Here is a 21,064-nt window from a genome sequence, read left to right as displayed (position 1 = left end):
CCGTTAGAGAGGCGCGGATTATAGCACCCAGGCCGCGCCGCTTTGATAGCGCCGGCATCGTTTTGCGGGCACAACATTTGCCGGTCCGCGGTATAGAATGCGCGCCTGCATCCATGCTCATCTTTTAAGGGAAATAACCATGTCTGAAGGATTCCATGTTCACGGCGCCCACGACCATGCGGTCGAGCACGGCGCCCACAGCGGTGACAAACTCGGCGGCCAGGTCGCGATATTCACCGCCATCCTCGCCTCGGTCGGCGCCATCGTCAGCTATCAGGGCGGCGACACCCAGAACCAGGCCATGCTGTTCAAGAACGAGGCCGTGCTGAAGAAGACCCAGGCCTCCGACCAATGGAGCTATTACCAGGCCAAGAGCAACAAGGGGCATCTGATGGAGCTCGCCGCCGACCTGGCCCCAGCCGGCAAGCGCGATTACTACAAGGCGCAGATCGAGAAGTACGAGAACGAGAAGAAAGAGATCAAGGCCAAGGCCGAGGCGCTGGAAGCGGAATCGGAGAAAGCCAACGAGGAAAGCGATCACGCGATGCACCCCCATCACAAGCTGGCGCAGTCGATGACACTGATCCAGATCGCCATCTCCTTGGCCTCCATCACGGTGTTGACGCGCAAGAAATGGCTGTTTGCCGTGGCGGCAATCTCGGCCGCGGGCGGACTGGCCATGTGGGGATGGGCGCTGAGCGTCTAGTGCGATGAAAGAGTTCCTTTACGACTGGGGCGGCGCCAACGTCTGGCTGTTCCATGCCATCAACGACATCCGTTTCGAATGGCTGGACCAGTTCATGCTGCTCGGCACCGCGCTGGGCGACCACAATCTGTTCATACCATATCTCGCTTTGCTGACGCTGCTTGCGCTGGTCATGGTGAGCAGGCCGGCGCAGGATCCCCGGCTTTACCGCCTGCAGGTGACGCGCTGGATGTCGGTGTTTGCCGTGTTCAGCGTCGCCTATCTGCTGGACGGCCTGCTGCTGGGATTCCTCAAGCCCCTGCTGGATTTCCCGCGCCCACCGCTGGCTTTACCGCCGGGCACGGTGAATATCGTCGGCACGCCGGAATACCACCATAGCCTGCCCAGCGGCCATTCGTCCTTCGCCATGCTGGTTGTGGCCAGCCTGTGGCCCGTGCTGAACCGCAAGTGGCGCGTAGCGGGCGTGGCCTTCGTATTGTGGGTCGGCATTTCGAGGAGCAGTCTGGGCGCGCATTTCCCTGCCGATGTACTGGCGGGATTCCTGTCCAGCCTGGCGGTGGTGATGCTGGTTTATGTTGCCGTGCATAAGCTGGTGCAACTGGCCGGACGCCGTCCTGTCGACGCGGGTTGAGCAGGAGCAACTCTAACCCCGCATCGCCTCGTTCCGTCAGCGCCTTGCCTTGACCACCAGGCTCACACCCAGTGCGGTAAGGGCGGTTCCCACCAGAGTCACCGGCGTAATCGGCTCGGAGAAAAGCACCCAGGCCATCAAAGCCGTAGTGGGAGGCACGAGATACAGGAGGCTGGTCACGGTGGTCGCCGCGCCGCGATGGATCAGCATATATAGCAGCGAACTCGCCCCCACCGTCAGGACCAGCACCGACCAGGCCATCGCACCGATAAATTCCGCATTCCAGCGTACGGGCTCGGCTTCGAGCAGCGCCAACGGCAGTGTGACGATCAGGGCGGCCAGGAGCTGCACCGTATTGGCGCTGCGCACATCGCAAGGCGTCACGAATCGTTTCTGGTACAGCGTCCCTGTGGTGATGCTAAGGAGCGCAAAGACGGCCAGGGAAAGATTGAACACTGTTGCTTCGCCGCCCGCCCCGAATTTGCGCGACACCACCAGCACCAGCCCGGCAAAACCCAGCAACAGTCCGGTCCACTGCCGTCGTGTGACGTGGCTGCCGGTGGAAGATAACCAGAATGCGGTCAGCACCGGTTGCAAACCGACGATCAGTGCGATCAATCCCGAACCCATGCCGGCTTTGACGGCGGCCCATACCCCGCCAAGATAGCCGCCATGCATCAGCACACCGCTGACTGACAGATGCAGCCACTGCGCGCGCACCCTTGGCCAGGAGATGCCGGCCAGCACGACCCAGGGAAGCAGGCAAAGGATGGAAAAGGCATAACGTAACGCCAGGAAGGTCATGGGCGGGGCGAGTGGCATGCCATAGCGCGCCACGATAAAGCCGGTGCTCCAGAGCAGGACAAACACCAACGGCATCGCCCGGATCAGGCCGGCTTCGTCGGCACGTTCACTCATTTGGGGAAACCGGGCATTGAACCCGCATAACGCATTAGAGATGATTGCATCACATTCAGACCTGATATTTCACTGCCGCAGAGCGGCACCATCGCTTTTCATACGGCATACAAAATCAGCAACCAGCCTGTATGCCCGAAATTCCAATTTGTGCAGCCAGTACCGCCTGCCCTTGATCACTCCGCCGCAGCCAGCCGTATGGTGTACTGCCCCGATTTCTCGTCCTTCACCAGCATCACCAGCTTGTGCTTCTGCGCATCCTCCATCAGTTCCTTGAAGGAGCGGTAGCCATAGTACGACTCGTTGAAGCCGGGTTTGCGGCGCTGCATGGTGGGTTTAACCATCGAGTACCAGAGCTTCTCGTCCGAGCCGCGTTCGGAGATCAGGCCCTCGACCGTCTCGACCAGGAAATCCATCGCCTCCTGCTTCTTGTCTTCCTCGCCTTTCGCTTCAGCCGGTTTCGCGGCTTCGGCTTTCGCCTTCGGTGGGACCTTCTTTGCAGCCTGTTTTTTCTTCGCTTCCTGCACCCGCACGAGGTCGTCGTAGAAGATGAACTCGTCGCAATTGGCGCTCAGCAGGTCGGAGGTCGAATCCTTCACCCCGATGCCGATCACGTATTTGTTGTTCTCGCGCAGCTTGGACACCAGCGGCGAAAAATCCGAGTCGCCGCTGATGATGACGAAGGTGTCGACATGGGCCTTGGTATAGCAAAGATCGAGTGCATCGACGACCATGCGGATATCGGCGGAGTTCTTGCCACTTTGCCTCACATGCGGGATCTCGATCAGCTCAAACGCCGCCTCGTGCATGGTAGCCTTGAATTCCTTGTAACGATCCCAGTCGCAATAGGCTTTCTTCACCACGATGCTGCCCTTGAGCAACAGGCGCTCCAGCACTTTCTTGATGTCGAACTGTGCGTACTTGGCATCGCGCACGCCCAGCGCCACGTTCTCGAAATCGCAGAACAGGGCCATGTTGGTGATCTCGGGTTGACCTGCCATTGCGTACCTCCTTGGAGCGGGTTGAATTGCGATATGCTCAATGGTATCGCCAAACAGGCCACTGACGAAATTTCAATGATGATCCCGTCACACCGGCGCAGGCCGGTGTCCAGTTTGATCAATACGCTGGATTCCGGCCTGCGCCGGAATGACAATTGATTGCGCCTATACCACTTTCCCGGGATTCATCAGTCCGTGCGGATCCAGTGTCCGTTTGATGCTGCGCATCAACTCCAGCTCCAGTTCACTCTTGTAGTGGGTGACTTCCTCGCGCTTGAGCTGCCCCAGCCCGTGCTCCGCCGCGATGCTGCCCTGGAACCTGGCCACGAACTCGTACACGAGGTGGTGCACTTCGCTCTCATGCCGCTCGATGAACGCCTTGTTCTGTGCCGCATCCGGCATGGAGGTGTTGTAGTGGATGTTGCCGTCGCCCATGTGGCCGAAGGCGACGATGCGCACGCCGGGATAGGCCTTGCGCAGGGCGGCGCTGGCTTGCGCGATGAATTCCGCCACGCGGCTGATCGGCACCGAGATATCGTGCTTGATGCTGAGGCCTTCCCGCTTCTGCGCCTCGGCGATGTTCTTGCGCAGCTTCCACCAGCGCTCTGCGTCATCCTTGTTGGTGGTGACCTCGAATTCGACGATGCCATCGCCGAACGAGTTGAGCGCATAGCGCAGAGCCGCATCCAGCGGTGCCGGCAGCACATCGGCCAGGCGGGTGATGACGATCCATTCGTGCCGGGTGGCGAACGGCTCCTGCGTATCCGGGATGTGCCTGAACACCAGGTCGAGGCAGGAGCGCGAGACGAACTCGAAGGCATCGATCGTGTCGCCGCAGTTGGCACGCAGGTGCGCCAGCAACTCCACCGCGGCGGCCGGGTCGCGCACCGCGATGCAGGCCGTCGCCACCGATTTCGGACGCGGAAAGAGTTTGAGGACGGCAGCGGTGATGATGCCCAGCGTGCCTTCCGCACCGATGAACAACTGCTTCAGGTCGTAGCCGGTATTGTCCTTGCGCAGGCTGCGCAAGCCGTCCCAGATGCGACCGTCCGGCAGCACCACTTCCAGCCCCAGCACCAGGCTGCGCGCTGTGCCGTAGCGCAGCACGTTGATGCCGCCCGCATTGGTGGACAGGTTGCCGCCGATCTCGCAGTGCGGCGCGATGGCGGTGAGGCCGAGCGGGAACAGGCGATCCGCCTGTTCCGGCGCATCGTACAGCGAGGCCAGCTTGCATCCGGCCTCGACGGTCATGGTGTAATTGGTGGCATCCACGTCGCGGATGCGATTCATGCGCGACAGGTTGACGACGACCTGCGGCAGCCCCCCCGCCAGCGGCACCGAGCCGCCGCACAGGCTGGTGTTGCCGCCCTGCGGCACGATGGCCAGCCTGTTCGCCGCGCACAGCTTCACCACTTCGCTGACCTGCTGCGTGTCGGCAGGGAACACCACCGCCAGCGCCTCGTTCGCATAACGGCCGCGCCAGTCCTTGCCGTAGGGCACGGCAGCCGCGCCGGTCAGCACGCCATCGCGGCCCACAATCGCGGCGAAGGATTCCAGTAGTTGCGGTTCTGTCGTCATGGTGTCCAGGCTCCTGTCAGGGTGGCATTGTAGCCCTGTGGGGCGACAGCGTGGAGCCGAGATATTTGCCACTTTGCCGCGAAGCCAGGCAGGACGGGCATGTTCAGACAGGTGGCTCGAAAACCAAGAAAAGACGGCATGCTTCAGCCATATCGCGTGCGGAACGCCTGATGACGGGCTTTGTGGGGCAGGTATGTTTACATCCGGTGATAGGTGCGAGTCACCCTCAAAATAATTCGACTCCAGTACCTATTAACTTACTGCCGGACACTTTGCAGATCACCGGTACCTGCGACATGAGTTGTCACAACCTTCAAAACTCCATCGGATCAACATCCAACACCCACCTCAATCTGCTCGCAGGCAACTCATCCAGCACCGGCTTCCACGCCCGCAGAAACTCCCCCAGCGCCTTGCGCTTGTCGCTCTGCACCAGCAGTTGCGCGCGGTGGTGGTTGGCGCGTTTGGGCATGGCGGCGGGGACGACGCCGTACACTTCGACGGGCAACTTCAATTCCATTGCTGCCGTGCGCGCCTGCTGCAGGAAGGCGTTCACCTCGCCCTGCTGCTTGCCTTCCGCGCTCAGCAGCGCCTGGTACACGAACGGCGGGAAGCCTGCCATCTGGCGCTCGGCCAGCAGGGTCTGCGCCCAGATCTCGTAGTCGTGTGCACGCAGGGCCTGGAACAGCGGATGGTTGGGGAAGGCGGTCTGCACGATCACTTCACCGGCCTTGTCGGCGCGCCCGGCGCGTCCGCCGACCTGGGTGAGTTGTGCGAAGAGCTTTTCCGAGGCGCGGAAGTCGGCGCTGTACAGCGCGCCGTCCGGGCTGATGACGCCGACCAGCGTGAGGTTGGGAAAGTCGTGGCCTTTCGCCAGCATCTGCGTGCCGATCAATATGTCGGCTTCGCCGTCGTGGATCTGTTTGCGCATCGCATTCCATGCGCCCTTGTTGCGCGTGCTGTCGCGGTCCACGCGCAGGATACGCGCTGCCGGAAAACGGGCCTGCAACGTTTCTTCCAGACGCTGTGTGCCGATGCCGACCGGCTTGAGGTCCGCATCGCCGCAGGTGGGGCACGCATGCGGCACGCGCTGCTGTGCGCCGCAGTGGTGGCAGCGCAGGCTGCGGTCTTTCTGGTGCAGCACGAGCTTGCCCGCGCAATGCTTGCACTCGGACAGCCAGCCGCAGGAGGTGCACATCAGCACCGGCGCATAGCCGCGGCGGTTGATGAAGATGAGGCTTTGTTCCTTGCGTTGCAGGCGCGCCTCGATGGCGGTGAGCAGGGGCTCGCTCAGTCCTTCGTGCAACGGCAGTTTGGTGATGTCCATGCAGCGCACGGTGGGCAGGGTGGCGGGCTGCACCGCGCGTTGCGTGAGCTTCAATAATCTGTAGCGCCCGCTCTGTGCGTTGTACCAGCTCTCCAGCGAGGGCGTGGCGGAACCCAGCACGATGGCCACGCCGCGCTGGTTGGCGCGGAAGATGGCCACGTCGCGCGCCGAGTAGCGCAGGCCGTCCTGCTGCTTGAAGGACGGGTCGTGTTCTTCATCGACCAGGATCAGGCCCAGGTTGGGCAGCGGCGTGAAGACGGAGAGGCGCGTGCCCAGCACGATGCGCGCTTCGCCGGATTGCGCCTTGAGCCAGTTCTGCGCGCGTTCGCCGTCGGCGAGGCCGCTGTGCAGGCTGACCAGGTCGACATCGGGAAAGCGGCTGCGGAAGTAGTTCTCCAGTTGCGGCGTCAGGTTGATCTCGGGCACCAGCAGTAGCACCTGCCCGCCGCGCTGCAGCATCTCGTGCATCAGGTGCACGTAGATCTCGGTCTTGCCGCTGCCGGTGATGCCGTGCAGCAGGAAGCAACCGTAGCCTTTTTGTTGCGAGACGGCATCCACGGCCTGCTGTTGCTCGACAGTGAGCGTATGCGCGCCAAGAAGAAGATTTCTTTTCTCGTTTGTCCTTTCTCCCGCTTGCGGAAGAGGATTGCTTTTGCGATCAACCAACTCGATCCAGCCTGCTTCGATCATTGCTTTGAGCGCCGCAGGCGCACTGGGCGACAGGCTGCGCAACTGTGCACCACTCAGGGGCGCCTGGCGCAGCGCCTGCAGGATGCGCTGCTGCACCACACGGCGCTTGGGCAACGTCGCCACATCCAGCGCCCTGCCAGCCTCGCTCAGGGTGTAGTCCAGCGACTGTTTCACGGCAATCGGTTCCACGGCACGCAAACGCGTCGGCAAGGCGGAGAGCACCGTCATTCCCAGAGGGTAGTGGTAATAGTCGCTGCAAAACTGCAGCAGGGTGAGCAATTCTTGCGGTAACGGCGGCACATCGTCTAGCACCTGTGTCACCGGCTTGATGCGCTCCGCCGCAAGATCGGAGCTTTCCGCCCACGCCATCGCCACGCCCAACACCTGTTTGCGCCCGAACGGCACGACCACACGCTGGCCGATCTCGAGCTGCGTTTTTTCACTTGCGACATAGTCGAAAAGTGTTGACAAAGGCACGTCCAGCGCGACGCGAACAATAGGCATGTTAAGGAAAATTTCTCCGGTAATTTCTGCGAAGTTTAGCTAATCGGCTTGAGCCAAATAGGGATTTTTTCTTATGCACATATCCTGTGGATAACTGTGTGGGCAATTACCCGATAAATACGCTAACTGCTAATTGTATATACGGTTTTTTTCTGTCGCCCAAATTCTGCTCAAGCCGATAGATCATTAATAAACAATTGGTTACAGATCAAACGAAAAAGGCCACGAAGATTGTGCTCCGTGGCCTAGCATCGAAACTCGCGCTGTTTATAAGACTGGGAACAGCGCTTGATTATTAATGGTATTTTTTGCTCAACTCATGCACTGCCTGGACCAGCGCAGCGGCATTATCCGGGTTGGTGAACTGCGAAATTCCGTGCCCCAGATTGAATACGTGTCCGCTGCCGTAGCCGTAGCTGGAGAGGATCTTTTCCACTTCGTTGTGGATGACTTCCGGCGTGGAAAACAGCACGGCCGGATCGAGGTTGCCCTGCAGCGCAACCTTGTGGCCGACCTTCTGCCGCGCCACGCCGATGTCCATGGTCCAGTCCAGACCGACCGCATCGCAGCCGATATCGGCGATGCTCTCGATCCACAGGCCACCGCCCTTGGTGAACACGATGCTGGGGATCTTCACGCCGTCGTGCTCGCGCTTCAGGCCCTGCACGATGCGCTGCATGTAGGGCAGCGAGAACTCGTGGTAGGCGGCATGCGACAAGGCGCCGCCCCAAGAGTCGAAGATCATCACGGCTTGCGCGCCGGCTTCGATCTGCGCATTGAGGTACTCCGTCACCGCATCCGCAGTCACACTGAGGATGTGGTGCATCAGTTTCGGCTCCTTGTACATCAAGGTCTTCACCTTGGCGTAGTCATCGCTGCTGCCGCCTTCGACCATGTAGCAGGACAGGGTCCACGGGCTGCCGGTGAAGCCGATCAGCGGCACGCGGCCGTCCAGCGACTTGCGAATCTGCGACACGGCGTCGGTCACGTACTTCAGGTCCTTGCCGATGTCCGGAACGCGCAGTGCCTTGATCGCGGCTTCGGTGGTCAGCGGACGCTCGAACTTGGGGCCTTCGCCTTCGGAAAAATACAGGCCCAGGCCCATCGCATCCGGCACGGTCAGGATGTCGGAGAACAGGATGGCCGCATCCAGCGGGAAACGATCCAGCGGCTGCAGCGTGACTTCCGTCGCCATGTCCGGCGATTTGCACAGGTTGAGGAAGCTGCCGGCGCGCTTGCGCGTGGCACAGTACTCAGGCAAATAGCGACCGGCCTGGCGCATCATCCACAGCGGCGTGTAGTCGGTGGGCTGGCGCAACAGGGCGCGCAGGAAGGTGTCGTTCTTGACTTTGAAGTTCATCGTTTTCTTTTCTTGTTATCGCGGCAGCACGCTGCTGCCCATCAGGTATTCATCCACCGCACGCGCCGCCTGACGGCCCTCGCGGATGGCCCACACCACCAGCGATTGGCCGCGACGCATGTCGCCCGCGACGAATACCTTCTTCACGCTGGTCTGGTAGCAGCCGGCACCGTCGGTGGTCGCCTTGGCATTGCCGCGGGCATCCTTCTCCACGCCGAAGGCATCCAGCACCTGTGCCAGCGGATTGGTGAAGCCCATGGCGAGGAACACGAAATCGGCCTTGAGTTCGAATTCGCTGCCCGGCATCTCGACCATCTTGCCGTCCTTGAACTCGACGCGCACCGCCTTGATCGCCTTCAGCACGCCATCCTCGCCGACAAACTCCTTGGTGGAGATCGCCCAGTCGCGCTCGCAGCCCTCTTCGTGCGAGCTGGAAGTGCGCAGCTTGAGCGGCCAGTATGGCCATGTCAGCGGCTTGTTCTCATGCTCCGGCGCACGCGGCATCACTTCGATCTGCGTGATGGAGGCTGCGCCGTGGCGGTTGGAGGTGCCCACGCAGTCGGAACCGGTATCGCCGCCGCCGATGACGACGACATGCTTGCCGGCGACGTTGATCGGGTTCTTCGCATCGCCCGCCACTTCCTTGTTCTGCGGGATGAGGAATTCGAGCGCATAGTGCACGCCTTTCAGTTCGCGCCCCGGCACCGGCAGGTCGCGCGGCTGCTCTGCGCCACCGGCGAGGATGACGGCGTCGAATTCCTTCTGCAGCTCTTTCGGGCTGATCGTTTTCTTCGCGTCATTGACGATGCCTTTGCCCGGCGCATCCTTTCCGACGAAGGTGCTGGTCTGGAACTTCACGCCTTCGGCGGCGAGCTGCGCCATGCGCCAGTCGATCAGCCGCTTGTCCAGCTTGAAGTCGGGGATGCCATAGCGCAGCAGGCCGCCGATGCGGCTGTTCTTTTCGAACACGGTGACGCTGTGGCCGGCGCGTGCCAGTTGCTGGGCGGCAGCCAGGCCCGCAGGACCGGAGCCGACCACGGCGACCTTCTTGCCGGTCTTCTTCTTCGCGGGCTGCGGTACCACCCAGCCGTTCTCGCCGCCCTTGTCGATGATGGCGTGCTCAATGGACTTGATGCCGACCGCGTCGTTGTTGATGTTCAGCGTGCAGGCGGCTTCGCAGGGAGCAGGGCAGATGCGCCCGGTCACTTCGGGGAAGTTGTTGGTGGAATGCAGCACATCCAGCGCCTGTTTCCAGTTGCCGCGATACACCAGGTCGTTCCAGTCGGGGATGATGTTGTTGACCGGGCAGCCGTTGTTGCAGAACGGGATGCCGCAGTCCATGCAGCGTGCACCCTGCTGCCTGGCTTCGGCATCAGTCAGGTGCGCGACGAATTCGCGGTAATCCTTGACTCGCTGCTCGACCGGCTCGTAACCCTCGCTGACGCGTCGGAACTCCATGAATCCTGTTGGCTTGCCCATTATGCGGCCTCCTTCTGCTGCGCCGCGATCTCGAGCAACGCACGACGATATTCGGTCGGCATGACCTTCACAAATTTGGGCAGGTAAGTCGCCCAGTTATCCAGTATCTGTCTGGCGCGGGCACTGCCGGTGTAGCGCAGGTGCTTTTCGATCTTGCCGCGCAAGGCCGCTTCATCCGCCTTGTTCAGGTGATTGAAATGCACGCGTCCGTGCGCCTCCACCTCGCCGGTCTCGCTGGCCGCGACCTCTTCCGGTACGGCCTCCAGCTGTACCATCGCCAGGTTGCAGCGTTGCGGGAAGGTGCCGTCCTCGTCCAGCACATAGGCGACGCCGCCGGACATGCCGGCCGCGAAGTTGCGCCCGGTCTGTCCCAGCACCACCACCATGCCGCCGGTCATGTATTCGCAGCCATGATCGCCCACGCCTTCCACCACTGCGATGGCGCCGGAATTGCGCACCGCGAAACGTTCGCCGGCGACGCCGCGGAAGAACACCTCGCCTGCGGTCGCGCCATACAGCACGGTGTTGCCGACGACGATGTTGTCCTCAGCCACCAGTTTGCTGTCGTCGGACGGCTTGACGATGATGCGTCCGCCGCACAGGCCCTTGCCGACATAATCGTTGCCTTCGCCTTCCAGCTGGAAAGTGATGCCGTGCGCCAGGAAGGCGCCGAAACTCTGGCCGGCGGTACCGACCAGCTTCACGCGGATGGTATCGTCGGGCAGGCCGGCATTGCCGTGGCGCTTGGCCACTTCGTGCGACAGCATGGTGCCGACGCTGCGATTGACGTTGCGGATCTTCGTTTCGATGGTCACCACGCGTTTCGCGTCCAGCGCCTCCTTGGCTTCCGCGATGAGGTCGTTGTCCAGCGCCTGGTCCAGGCCGTGATCCTGCTCCTCGGCATGACGGCGCGCCACGCTAGCAGGCATTGCGGGCTGATGGAAGATGCGCGAGAAGTCCAGCCCCTTCGCCTTCCAGTGCTTGATGCCCTTGCGCATGTCGAGCAAATCGCTGCGACCGACCAGATCCTCGAATTTGCGGATACCCATCTGCGACATCAGTTCACGCACTTCTTCGGCGACGAAGAAGAAGTAGTTCACCACGTGTTCCGGCTGGCCGGTGAATTTCTTGCGCAGCGCCGGGTCTTGCGTCGCGACGCCGACCGGACAGGTGTTGAGGTGGCACTTGCGCATCATGATGCAGCCCTCGACCACCAGCGGTGCGGTGGCGAAGCCGAACTCATCCGCGCCGAGCAGTGCACCGATCAGCACATCGCGACCGGTCTTCAACTGGCCGTCCACTTGCAGGCCGATGCGGCCGCGCAGCTGGTTCAGCACCAGCGTCTGCTGCGCTTCGGCCAGGCCCAGCTCCCACGGCGTGCCGGCATGCTTCACCGATGACAGCGGCGATGCGCCGGTACCGCCATCGAAACCGGAGATCACGATGTGGTCGGCCTTGGCCTTGGATACGCCAGCAGCCACCGTGCCCACGCCGACTTCGGACACCAGCTTCACCGAAATCGATGCCGCCGGGTTGGAATTCTTCAGATCGTGGATCAGCTGCGCCAGATCCTCGATGGAATAGATGTCGTGGTGCGGCGGCGGCGAGATCAGGCCGACGCCGGGCACCGAGTGGCGCAGCTTGCCGATGTATTCCGACACCTTGCCGCCGGGCAGCTGGCCGCCTTCGCCGGGTTTCGCGCCCTGCGCCATCTTGATCTGGATCTGGTCCGCGCTGGAAAGATATTCCGCCGTCACGCCGAAACGGCCGGAAGCGACCTGCTTGATGCGCGAACGCAGCGAATCGCCCGGTTTCATGGTCAGGTCGGCTTCGATGCGGTTCTTGCCGATGATCTCGGACAGCTTCTCGCCGCCATGCAGGACCTTGAAGCGGTTGGCATCTTCGCCGCCCTCGCCTGTGTTGGATTTGCCGCCGATGCGGTTCATCGCGATCGCCAGTGTGGTATGCGCCTCGGTGGAGATGGAGCCCAGCGACATCGCGCCGGTGGCGAAACGCTTGACGATTTCTTTCGCCGACTCGACTTCGTCCAGCGGCACAGGTTTGCCTGCGGGCTTGATCTCGAACAGGCCGCGCAACGTCATCTGGCGTTCGGTCTGGTCGTTGATCAGCTTGGCGTATTCCTTGTAGGTTGCGTAATTGTTGGAACGCGTCGAGTGCTGCAATTTGGCGATGGAATCCGGCGTCCAGGTGTGGTCTTCACCACGCGTACGCCAGGCATATTCGCCGCCGGCTTCCAGCATGGTGGCCAGCACCGGGTCATTGCCATAGGCTGCGGTGTGCGTGCGCACGGCTTCTTCCGCCACTTCCTTCAGGCCGATGCCCTCGATCTGCGAAGCGGTGCCGGGGAAATACTTCTCGATGAAATCGCTGTTGAGGCCGATCGCTTCGAAGATCTGCGAACCGCAGTAGGATTGGTAAGTGGAGATGCCCATCTTGGACATCACCTTCATCAGTCCCTTGTCGACAGCCTTGATGAAACGCTTCTTGGCATCCTTCACATCCAGGCCGGCCGGCAGTTCCAGCGTCGCGATGGTGTCGAAGGCGAGCCACGGGCAGACGGCTTCCGCGCCATAGCCTGCCAGCAGGGCGAAGTGATGCACTTCACGTGCAGAGCCCGTGTCCACTACCAGGCCGGTACTGGTGCGCAGGCCAGCCTTCACCAAATGATGATGCACGGCAGCTGTCGCCAGCAGGGCCGGGATCGCCACGCGCGCCGCACTCATGGCACGGTCGGACAGGATCAATACGTTGTAACCCTTGGCGACAGCCTTCTCGGCTGCCTTGCACAGAGCGGCGATCGCCTTTTCCGCGCCCGCCGCGCCATCCTTGACCGGATAGGTGATGTCCAGCACCTGCGACTTGTAGACACTCTTGGTCAGCTTCTCGATGTCATACAGCTTGGCGATATCTTCTTCCGACAGTACGGGCTGATGCACTTCCAGGCGCGGCGCCGGTTTGGTCTCGTCGATGCCCAGCAGGTTGGGCTTGGGACCGATGAAAGAGGTCAGCGACATCACGATCTCTTCGCGGATCGGGTCGATCGGCGGGTTGGTCACTTGCGCGAACAACTGCTTGAAGTAGTTGTACAGCACCTTGTTCCTGCTCGACAGCACCGGCAGCGCGGCATCGGCCCCCATGGAGCCGATCGCTTCTTCTCCCGCGCTGGCCATCGGCAGCATCAGGAACTTGGTGTCTTCCTGGGTGTAACCGAAGGCCTGCTGGGTATCGAGCAGACTGGCTTCGTTCTTGAGCGTGGCTTTGGACTTCGGCAGGTCGTCGAGGTAATGGCGTGATTGTTCGATCCACTTACGGTAAGGTTTGGCGGTGGCAATCTGCTGTTTCAGCTCCGCATCGTCCACGATGCGGCCGGCCTGCATGTCGATCAGGAACATCTTGCCCGGCTGCAGGCGCCACTTCTTGACTACCTTCTGTTCGGGAATCGGCAATACGCCCATCTCGGATGCCATCAGCACCACGTCGTCGTCGGTGATCAGGTAACGCGCCGGACGCAGGCCGTTGCGATCCAGCGTCGCACCGATCATGCGGCCGTCGGTGAAGGCCACGGCGGCCGGGCCGTCCCACGGCTCCATCAGCGCGGCATGGTATTCGTAGAAGGCGCGACGCTCTTCGTCCATCAGAGGGTTGCCGGCCCAGGCTTCGGGGATCAGCAGCATCATCGCGTGCGGCAGCGAGTAGCCGCCTGCCACCAGCAGTTCCAGCGCGTTGTCGAAACAGGCGGAGTCGGACTGGCCTTCGACGATCAGCGGCCACAGCTTGTCCAGATCCTTGCCGAGGAACTTCGACGACATCGCGGCATGGCGCGCCGCCATCCAGTTGACGTTGCCGCGCAGCGTATTGATCTCGCCGTTGTGCGCGATCATGCGGAACGGATGCGCCAGGTTCCAGGTAGGGAAAGTGTTGGTGGAAAAGCGCTGGTGCACCAACGAAAACGCGCTGACCAGCGCCTTGTCCTGCAGATCGAGGAAGTATTTGCCGACCTGGTCGGCCAGCAGCATGCCTTTGTAGACGATGGTGCGCGACGACATGGAGGGGGCGTAGAACCCTTTGCCCTGCTCTTTCGGCAAATTGCCGATTGCATGTTCGGCGGTCTTGCGGATGACAAACAGTTTGCGCTCGAAGGCATCCTGATCGGCAGTCTTCTTGCCGCGACCGATGAACACCTGGCGCACACAGGGTTCGACCGCTTTCACGCTCTCGCCTAGGCCGCTGTTATCCACCGGCACATCGCGCCAGCCCAGCAGTGTCTGCCCTTCGGCCTTGATCTTGTCGGCGATGATTTTCTCGCAGGCAGCGCGTGCTTTCGCATCGCGCGGCAGGAACAGCATGCCGACGCCATATTCCCCGGCTGGCGGCAGTGCCACCCTGGATTTCTCCAATGCCTTGCGCAGGAATGCATCGGGGATCTGGATCAGGATGCCGGCACCATCGCCCGCCAGCGGATCGGCTCCGACTGCACCGCGGTGCGTCAGGTTCTCCAGGATCTGCAAACCCTGGCTGACTCGATCGTGACTGGCTAACCCCTTGATATGTGCGACGAATCCGACACCACATGCATCGTGTTCTTGACGTGGGTCATAGAGACCCTGCTGCGCTGGCAACGAAGAATTGCTCACCTTGTTCCTCACCTCGATCATCCGACAATTGGCGGCTTAGGCCGCCTTCCAAATATTCATGCGAAAGGGCGGGAATGCTACCTTAATCCGGGGGGGGAGGGCAACCTGCTGCTCAGATCTCTTCTATGGCGAAGATGCGCCGATGTTCGCGGATGGCATAACGGTCGGTCATGCCGGCGATGTAATCCGCTACCGAGCGAGTGTGCCCGGACTCAGTCGGCGGCTTGAACTGGGGGGGCAGCAGTCTGGGATCTTCGGTGAAGGCCTCGAACAGGTCGCCGATGATACGGCGCGCCTTCGCCGTCATGCGCATCACCAGATAGTGGCGGTACAAATGGGTGCGCAGGAAGGTCTTGAGTTCGCGGTTGAGTTCGTGCATCTCGTCGCTGAACGCCACCAGCGGCGGCGCATGGCGGACATCGTCCACACTCTGCGGCGCAAGCGTGCGGATGTTGTGTTCCGTCTGCCCGATGAGGTCGGTGACCAGGGTATTGATCATGCGGCGCACGGTTTCGTGCACCACCCGGCGCTCGGCCAGGTCCGGATAGGCTGAGCGCACCTCGTTCAAATGCCGCGCGAACAAACGTACCGAGCTCAGCTGCTCCAGCGTCAGCAGGCCCGAACGCAGGCCATCGTCCACGTCGTGGTTGTTATAGGCAATCTCGTCGGCGAGATTGGCGATCTGCGCTTCCAGCGATGGTCGCTGGTTCTTGAGGAAGCGCTCGCCCACTTCACCGAGCCGGGCCGCATTCTCCGCCGAGCAGTGCTTGAGGATGCCTTCGCGCGTCTCGAAACACAGGTTGAGGCCATCAAACGGGGCGTAACGCTCTTCCAGCACGTCCACCACGCGCAAGGATTGCAGGTTGTGTTCGAATCCCCCGTAGTCCTTCATGCAGGTGTTCAGCGCCTCCTGTCCGGCATGCCCGAACGGCGTGTGGCCCAGGTCATGCGCCAGCGATACCGCCTCCACCAGGTCTTCGTTCAGCGCAAGGCGCCGGGCGATCGAGCGCGCGATCTGGGCGACTTCGATGCTGTGGGTGAGGCGGGTGCGAAACAGGTCGCCCTCATGATTGACGAACACCTGTGTCTTGTATTCGAGACGCCGGAATGCGCCGGAGTGGATGATGCGGTCGCGATCGCGCTGGAATTCGCTGCGTCCCGGCGGCGCAGGTTCAGGGTACCGCCTGCCGTGCGCGCTGGCGCTGACCGCGAATGCGGCAAGCTGCATCTCAGCCACTGCATGCCTCCAGCGTCTGCTCCAGCAGGGCTTGCGGCACGTCGCCCGTCAAAACCGCCTGCCCCAGTGATTTCAGCAGTACGAAACGGATCTTGCCGCCCGCCACTTTTTTATCCATCCCCATCAGTTGCTGGTATTTCTCCGCCCCCAGCCTGGGAGCGACGACCGGCAATCCGGCACGCTCGAACAGCTTGCGTACGCGCATCACTTCTTCTGCACCCAGCCAGCCAAGGCGCCGCGACAGGTCGGCAGCCATGATCGTCCCTGCTGCGACACCTTCTCCATGCAGCCAGACGCCGTAGCCCATGCCGGTCTCGATGGCGTGGCCGAATGTGTGTCCCAGATTCAACAACGCGCGTTCGCCGCTCTCGTGCTCGTCCGCCTCGACCACTTCGGCCTTGTTCTGGCAGCTTCGGGCGATGGCATATTGCAGTGCGGCGGTATCGCGCGACAACAATTTCTCGATGTTGATCTCCAGCCATTCGAGGAAGGACAGGTCCCGGATCAGACCATACTTGATGACTTCGGCGATGCCTGCGCGCAGCTCCCGGTCCGGCAGGGTGCCCAATGTAGCCGTGTCCGCCAGCACGACGCGCGGCTGATAGAACGCCCCTATCATGTTCTTGCCCAGCGGATGATTGATGCCGGTCTTGCCGCCCACGGACGAATCCACTTGCGACAGCAACGTCGTCGGAATCTGGATGAACGGCACACCGCGCAGGTAGGTTGCCGCAGCATAGCCGGTGATGTCGCCGATGACGCCGCCGCCCAGCGCGATCAGCGGTGTGCTGCGCTCGCTGCGCGCCGAAAGCAGGGCATCGTAGATAGTGTTGAGCGATTCGCCGTTCTTGTATTGCTCTCCGTCCGGCAGCGTGATGGATTGCACCCGCACCCCGTGCGATTCCAGCCCCTTGCTCAGGCGCTCAAGGTACAGCGGCGCCACCGTGGTGTTGCTGACGATCATCGCGCGCTTGTTCGGGATGTGCGGCAGCAACAGCTCGGCATGATCGAGCAGGCCATCCCCGATGTGGATGGGATAACTGCGTTCGGCCAATCCGACGCTCAAAGTCTGCATCGTTTTTTCGCTTCCTGTCATTTGCCTCAGCTCTTCCAGTTTGTGTTGCAGCCGCTCCAATAATATCTGTACGCTTTGCTTGCCGGTATGAATGACGATGTCTGCCGCCTCCATGTAGAGAGGATCGCGCAGGTCGTACAGTTCCTGCAATTTGGCTCGCGGATTCGCGGTCTGCAGCAGCGGGCGGTTATGGTCGTGGCGCGTACGCTGCCACAGGTCGTGCACATTGCTTTTCAGATACACCACCACGCCATGTTGCCGCATCAGGAGCCGGTTCTGTGCGTTCAGGACGGCGCCGCCCCCGGTTGCCAGCACGATGTCGTTTGCGTCGAGCAGTTCCTGGATCACGCTGCTCTCGCGTACCCTGAATCCCGCCTCGCCCTCGACATCGAAAATATGCGGAATGGTGACGCCGGTACGCCGCTGTATCTCTTCATCGCTGTCGATGAAAGTCTTGCCGAGTTGCCTGGCCAGCAGCTTACCCACCGTCGTCTTCCCGGCACCCATCATCCCGACCAGAATGATATTGCCGGAAGCCCTCTTGTCTGCCGTCGTGTTGCTCATAGGCACAATTGTATCGGAAACGGCGCGCTTCTCCCGCGCCAAAAAGGAAAGCCCGGCAGCGCCGGGCTTCGCATCTGCCTGCGGGATTGCTAATTCATGCCCAGACTGTCCTTGACGATCTTGGGCGTGATGAAGACCAGCAGCTCCTTCTTCGCATTGGTCACATTATCTTGTTTGAACAGCCAACCGATGATCGGGATATCGCCGAACAATGGAACCTTGGCCGTAGAGCTGGATTCGTCTTGCGTATAGATACCGCCGATCACCACCGTACCACCATTGTCGACCAGAACCTGCGTATCCACTTTTTTGGTGTTGATGCTGGGAACACCGGAATAGATGTTGCCCACCGTATCCTGATGCACGAGCAACTTCATGCCCACCCGATCTTCCGGCGTGATCTGCGGAGTCACAGTGAGGCCCAGCACCGCATTTGCAAAAGCGATGGTGGTAGCACCGCTGCTGGTTGCCATCGGATAGGGGATCTGCACGCCTTGTTCGATGGTTGCCGGCGTCTTGTCCCCTGTCAGCACGCGCGGGCTGGCGATATTCTTGGTTACGCCATCCAGCTCCGAAGCAGTCAGCTCCAAGGTCAGCGTCTTGGTGGCAGCCGCATTGAAAAGTGACAAGGTGACTCCACCTGTCCCGAACGGCGATCCGACCGTACTCATGCTTCCGCCAGCTCCATTTGTAACCGCACCACCAGTCCCAGCTACGACCGAACCCAGCTGCCCGTTACCGACCGAGAATCCCGGGGTCGCGCCTTGATAGCCGAGTCGCCCGCCAATTGTTCGATTGAAGGAATTGCCAGCTTCCACGAAGCGTGCTTCGATCATCACCTGACGCACCGGCACATCCAGTTGCTTAACGAAATTGCGCACTTCTTCGAGCCGGGTCGGTGTGTCCTGGACGAACAAGGTATTGGTGCGCAGATCGGAGACGGCAGAACCGCGCTTTGAAAGCAGGCCGGTATCCTTGTTCTTGAGCAAAGTCGCAATATCCAAGGCCTTGGCGTAGCTGAGCTGGAAGCTCTCGGTGTGGGTGGGCTCCAGTTCGCCGATTTCCTGGCGTGCGGTCAGGTCGATCTTCTCTTTGCTGGCAATCTCTTCGCGCGGCGCCACCTGGATGACATTGCCGTTCTTGCGCATGTCCAGCCCCCGGCTTTGCAGGATGATGTCGAACGCCTGGTCCCAAGGCACATCCTTCAATCTCAGCGTCAGATTGCCCGAAACCGTGTCGCTGATCACCATATTCAGGCCGGTAAAGTCGGCTATCACGCTCAACGCTTCGCGAGTGGAGATATTCTGGAAATTCAGGGTGAGCTTTTCACCCGCGTAGCCCTGCTGGTTGCCCTTCACCAGCTTGTTCGGGTCTTCTACGACGGATTTAATCTCAATAATGAATTTGTTGTCCGTCTGGTAGGCAGAGTATTCCCACTGCCCCTTGGGCTCAATCGCCAGACGTACGTTATCCCCATCTGCAAATGCGTCGACCAGTTGAACCGGTGTGCCGAAATCAGTCACATCCAGTTTGCGCTGCAAATTACGCGGCAGGTTCGTGCCCTGGAAATCAACCAGCAACATGCGCCCCTGCTGCTTGATGTCGATGCCGATATCCGTGTCGGAAAGATCAACCTGCACCCGGCCCTCGCCGTTCTTGCCGCGGTGGAAATCGATATCGCGCAGGCTGTGTTTTTGCTGCATCCCCTGTTTCGCATCGGCGAAATGCGCAAGCACGGTATCTCCGCCCGCTACACCTTTGCGCTGCAAGGTGATCAGCAGGTTGTTGCCATCGATTCGCGTCTCATAGCTGAGCATCTGCGCCAGATTGACCACCAGACGCGTACGATTGCCGGCTTGCACAATGTTGGCGCTGCGCAGGTCGCCCTCGCCAAACTCCTGGGTTGATTTCCCCAGCCCGTTCTCGGTGCCGGCAAAGTCGAAAGCGATCCGCGGCGGCGTATTGATGGCAAACGTGGCAGGCTGTCCGCCAGGTGCGGTTTTCAAGCCGACCGTAATCACCACCTTGCCGCCCGGCTCATTGTTCGCGCTCAAGGATTGGATGCTGTTCAATGCATCCGCATTCCCAGACTCCTGAGCCTGAACAATAGGCGCGTTCAACAGCAAGGACACCGCTAACAATCGGATGACGCCCAGAACCGGATTGCTGACTTGTTTCATAGTATTTGCTCCTAAATCATTCGACCAACTGCAGGCTACTCTCGCGTTCGGACCAGTCGCCCACGCTGTCTTGCACCATTTCCTTGATTTTCACTTCAGTTTCGGTCACCGAGGTGATCTGCCCGAAATTCAACCCAATGTAATTCCCTGCTTTAACGCGGTAGAGTTTGCCTTCGGTTGAGCGGATCACCGCCTGACCAACGCCTTTTTGGGACAGATAACCCACCATTTTCAGGCTCTCCAGGGGAAAATCTTCCAGTTCTTCTTTGGGGCGATTCAAGTTGGGCTGATTCTGTCCGCCATGCGCCGAACTCCTCGCATCCTGCTTGCGCGGCTTGAATGGGTCAGGCAGATTCGAATCGTTGTCGTAACTGAAAGGCTCATAGGGTTTTATATCCGGCGGCGGCGCAACCTTGCCGCGCATATCCGCCCCGGCATTCTTGACGAAATCGCGCAAATCCTGAAATTCCTCCCCGCCGCAACCGGCCAGCAACAGCGATGCCAGAAAAATGTAGCGCGAGATTCTCATTTCCTTGCTCCTGCCTTGGCAGCCCGCTTCTGTGCAGCCAGCTCATCTTCGTCCAGATAGCGATAAGTCCTTGCAGTTGCATCCATCGACAGCACCCCGCCCGCTCCGGGCGCTATGCTGATATCGTTCAGCGTAACGATTCGCGGCAACTGCGAGATATCGCTGGCAAATTTCCCCAAATCATCATAGTTCCCTGTCACCTTGATGGTAATGGGCTGCTCGGTAAATACTCCCGTCGCAACTTCTGGTCCTGGTCTAAATAAATCAAATTGCAGGCCTCGCCCCAAACCAGCCTGATTGATGTCGGTCAGCAACGCGTCCATTTCCGATTTGCTTGGCAACTGCTTGAGTAGCGCACCAAACGATTGCTGTGTATCGATCAATTGTTTTTTGATGATATCCAGATTGATCGCTTCGCGTTTTTTCGTCAGGAAAGTCTCCCTCAACTGCTCCTCTTCCTGCTGGGCCGCCTTCAGGTCGCCCCATTGCCCCTGCCAGTCAAATACCGCTCCGGCGGCGACAATCACAAGAAACATTGCACCAAAAGCGGCAAACTTTACCAGCCAAGGCCAGCTGCCCGGCGTTTTGGGATCGATGTTCTTCAGTTCTTCGATAAGCTTCATGTGTACC

General features: G+C 60.6%; 14 protein-coding genes and 1 pseudogene. 2 read left to right on the top strand and 13 right to left on the bottom strand.

The annotated features are described in order from the left end of the window. The first annotated feature begins 139 nt into the window (after window positions 1-139). Both L6418_RS00500 and L6418_RS00495 read left to right on the top strand, forming a co-directional pair. On the top strand, window positions 140-706 hold the full coding sequence (locus L6418_RS00500; protein WP_237247530.1) for a DUF4337 domain-containing protein: 567 nt from the start codon (window positions 140-142) through the stop codon (window positions 704-706). 4 nt (window positions 707-710) lie between these two features. After that, window positions 711-1,337: a phosphatase PAP2 family protein gene (locus L6418_RS00495; protein WP_237247529.1), complete on the top strand. Its 627-nt coding sequence runs from the start codon at window positions 711-713 to the stop codon at window positions 1,335-1,337. A 36-nt stretch (window positions 1,338-1,373) separates the two neighbouring features. Here the strand turns inward: L6418_RS00495 and L6418_RS00490 are convergent, their stop codons facing one another. The 13 genes and pseudogenes from L6418_RS00490 to L6418_RS00435 form a co-directional block, all read right to left on the bottom strand. Continuing rightward, a complete protein-coding gene (locus tag L6418_RS00490) occupies window positions 1,374-2,255 on the bottom strand; it encodes a DMT family transporter (RefSeq protein WP_237247528.1) in 882 nt (293 codons plus the stop codon). Between the two features lie 176 nt (window positions 2,256-2,431). After that, window positions 2,432-3,256, bottom strand: a complete 825-nt coding sequence (locus L6418_RS00485; RefSeq protein ID WP_237247527.1) for an NYN domain-containing protein — start codon at window positions 3,254-3,256, stop codon at window positions 2,432-2,434. Between the two features lie 165 nt (window positions 3,257-3,421). Then, window positions 3,422-4,834 carry an FAD-binding oxidoreductase gene (locus tag L6418_RS00480; RefSeq protein ID WP_237247526.1) on the bottom strand — a complete coding sequence of 471 codons (1,413 nt, stop codon included), beginning with the start codon at window positions 4,832-4,834 and terminating at the stop codon, window positions 3,422-3,424. 313 nt (window positions 4,835-5,147) lie between these two features. Continuing rightward, window positions 5,148-7,355: a primosomal protein N' gene (locus L6418_RS00475; RefSeq protein WP_237247525.1), complete on the bottom strand. Its 2,208-nt coding sequence runs from the start codon at window positions 7,353-7,355 to the stop codon at window positions 5,148-5,150. Window positions 7,356-7,650: 295 nt separating this feature from the next. Then, entirely contained in the window at window positions 7,651-8,715 is a 1,065-nt protein-coding gene (gene hemE, locus L6418_RS00470; RefSeq protein WP_237247524.1) for a uroporphyrinogen decarboxylase, read from the bottom strand. Between the two features lie 15 nt (window positions 8,716-8,730). Next, window positions 8,731-10,194 carry a glutamate synthase subunit beta gene (locus L6418_RS00465; RefSeq protein ID WP_237247523.1) on the bottom strand — a complete coding sequence of 488 codons (1,464 nt, stop codon included), beginning with the start codon at window positions 10,192-10,194 and terminating at the stop codon, window positions 8,731-8,733. After that, complete coding sequence (locus L6418_RS00460) at window positions 10,194-14,870, bottom strand: glutamate synthase-related protein (RefSeq protein WP_237247522.1); 4,677 nt, start codon at window positions 14,868-14,870, stop codon at window positions 10,194-10,196. The genes L6418_RS00465 and L6418_RS00460 overlap by 1 nt, the downstream gene beginning before the upstream one ends. A 91-nt stretch (window positions 14,871-14,961) precedes the next feature. Further along, window positions 14,962-16,077 carry a deoxyguanosinetriphosphate triphosphohydrolase gene (locus L6418_RS00455; protein WP_237248747.1) on the bottom strand — a complete coding sequence of 372 codons (1,116 nt, stop codon included), beginning with the start codon at window positions 16,075-16,077 and terminating at the stop codon, window positions 14,962-14,964. Window position 16,078: 1 nt separating this feature from the next. Further along, the gene (aroB, locus tag L6418_RS00450; RefSeq protein WP_269807845.1) at window positions 16,079-17,161 is read right to left on the bottom strand and encodes a 3-dehydroquinate synthase; all 1,083 of its coding nucleotides are present in this window, start codon (window positions 17,159-17,161) and stop codon (window positions 16,079-16,081) included. 33 nt (window positions 17,162-17,194) lie between these two features. Next, window positions 17,195-17,725 (bottom strand): annotated as a pseudogene (locus L6418_RS13425) (shikimate kinase); the annotation flags it as partial. An 89-nt stretch (window positions 17,726-17,814) separates the two neighbouring features. After that, window positions 17,815-19,905: a type IV pilus secretin family protein gene (gene pilQ, locus L6418_RS00445; protein WP_237247520.1), complete on the bottom strand. Its 2,091-nt coding sequence runs from the start codon at window positions 19,903-19,905 to the stop codon at window positions 17,815-17,817. A gap of 16 nt (window positions 19,906-19,921) precedes the next feature. After that, window positions 19,922-20,434 (bottom strand): pilus assembly protein PilP, encoded by a 513-nt coding sequence (locus L6418_RS00440; RefSeq protein ID WP_237247519.1) that lies wholly within the window; start codon window positions 20,432-20,434, stop codon window positions 19,922-19,924. Beyond that, on the bottom strand, window positions 20,431-21,057 hold the full coding sequence (locus L6418_RS00435) for a type 4a pilus biogenesis protein PilO (protein WP_237247518.1): 627 nt from the start codon (window positions 21,055-21,057) through the stop codon (window positions 20,431-20,433). Before L6418_RS00435 ends, L6418_RS00440 begins: the two co-directional genes overlap by 4 nt. Window positions 21,058-21,064 lie beyond the last annotated feature (7 nt).

The organism is Sideroxyarcus emersonii (assembly GCF_021654335.1).
Taxonomy (GTDB): domain Bacteria; phylum Pseudomonadota; class Gammaproteobacteria; order Burkholderiales; family Gallionellaceae; genus Sideroxyarcus; species Sideroxyarcus emersonii.
Note: the sequence above shows the minus strand (reverse complement) of the source record. Positions and strands in the feature narration are given on the sequence as shown.